Raw genomic sequence first — 1179 nt, 5'->3', positions numbered from 1 at the left:
GCTCTATTTGATTAATCCAACGCGATACAGATGCAGAGCCAATCCGAAATTGCTTCGCTGTTTCTCGGAAACTCACCCCTTCTTCTTCCATCGTAAATATCACTTTAGTTCTAAAATCAATTGAATAGCTCATATAAATAATGTCATCAAAATTAAGTCGCTTAGCTATAACAGTTCGTTACCAGGCATTATATTATGAAAAAGAGGGCGGTTATTACCGATGGGATGGTCAACTGCCCAAACAGGTATATATCCAAATTCAACGCCTGAATCGACAGGGGGTATTAAGGTTGTGGTGCCTGAATGCGGATTGTGCTTGATTCATATACTAAAGCAGAAAAAGATGATAACTTTGTTAAGTTGGTAGATACCCGAGGAGTAACTGTTGAAGGATTAAATATAACTTATGGAAATCCTAAATTAACTATTAAAACTACTAAAGATAATTCTATGGTAGATTTTGTACTAGATCCAGATAGCAAAATTTTAAATATCGACGGAATAAAAAACGGTGTAGGTTTAGAATATCGAGTACAAGTTCCTAAAACTAATGGAACTTTAGCCTTAACTAATAATCCATCAGCTATAACCGCTTTTGGACTTAGAGCTACTCATCTTACCGGTAATTCTGTTATATGGCTAGGAGATATACTAAAGAGGGTTATGATTTAGTATATGTACGTTCATCTAAACGTGAGTTTATACGCAATAATAGGCTTGGAGTAGTAACTTATTTTCCAGATAAAAATGGAAAATTTGCTATTCAAGAAGATAATTACACTAAATCCGAAGTGGACTCTAGGATTAATGCCATTAAATGGACAGCAAAAAAATCGGCAAATGGTTGGCTGAAAGATCCGAATATCGGCCTGATTATTCAATGGGGATATAGAAGTAAAGAAGGGAATTCTTATACCATTAATTTTCCTACTGCATTTTCTTCATCTGTCTATAGTATAACGACGAGTTCTAAGGCGCATAATACAAGCTCTGGCGTTATGTTTATAGGAATTGCTTATGATGTAACGACAAGGGGATTTAATTATTATACAAGGAGTATAACAGGTGGTAACGATACGTGTTTATGGACGGTTATTATTGGATGGCGATAGGAGTATAAAATAGAAACATCATATCGATTTGAAGACCAAATGTATTTTACTTGCAAAGATTGATTAG

Annotated in this window: 4 protein-coding genes; 3 read left to right on the top strand and 1 reads right to left on the bottom strand. The window is 34.8% G+C overall.

Translation table 11 applies throughout. The features are described from left to right. Positions 1-133 (bottom strand): IS630 transposase-related protein (locus ARSQ2_RS14775; RefSeq protein ID WP_420837744.1); only part of this gene is annotated, 133 nt, incomplete at its 3' end. Between the two features lie 7 nt (positions 134-140). Here ARSQ2_RS14775 and ARSQ2_RS06010 point away from each other — a divergent pair. From ARSQ2_RS06010 to ARSQ2_RS06000, 3 genes are read left to right on the top strand one after another with little or no spacing between them, the layout of a single operon-like run. Continuing rightward, positions 141-320, top strand: a complete 180-nt coding sequence (locus ARSQ2_RS06010) for a hypothetical protein (protein WP_181994704.1) — start codon at positions 141-143, stop codon at positions 318-320. Next, a complete protein-coding gene (locus ARSQ2_RS06005; protein ID WP_181994703.1) occupies positions 304-672 on the top strand; it encodes a hypothetical protein in 369 nt (122 codons plus the stop codon). Before ARSQ2_RS06010 ends, ARSQ2_RS06005 begins: the two co-directional genes overlap by 17 nt. Next, on the top strand, positions 636-1112 hold the full coding sequence (locus ARSQ2_RS06000; protein ID WP_238334345.1) for a gp53-like domain-containing protein: 477 nt from the start codon (positions 636-638) through the stop codon (positions 1110-1112). Before ARSQ2_RS06005 ends, ARSQ2_RS06000 begins: the two co-directional genes overlap by 37 nt. Positions 1113-1179: the final 67 nt, after the last annotated feature.

The organism is Arsenophonus endosymbiont of Bemisia tabaci Q2 (assembly GCF_902713415.1).
Classification (GTDB): Bacteria; Pseudomonadota; Gammaproteobacteria; order Enterobacterales; family Enterobacteriaceae; genus Arsenophonus.
Note: the sequence above shows the minus strand (reverse complement) of the source record. Positions and strands in the feature narration are given on the sequence as shown.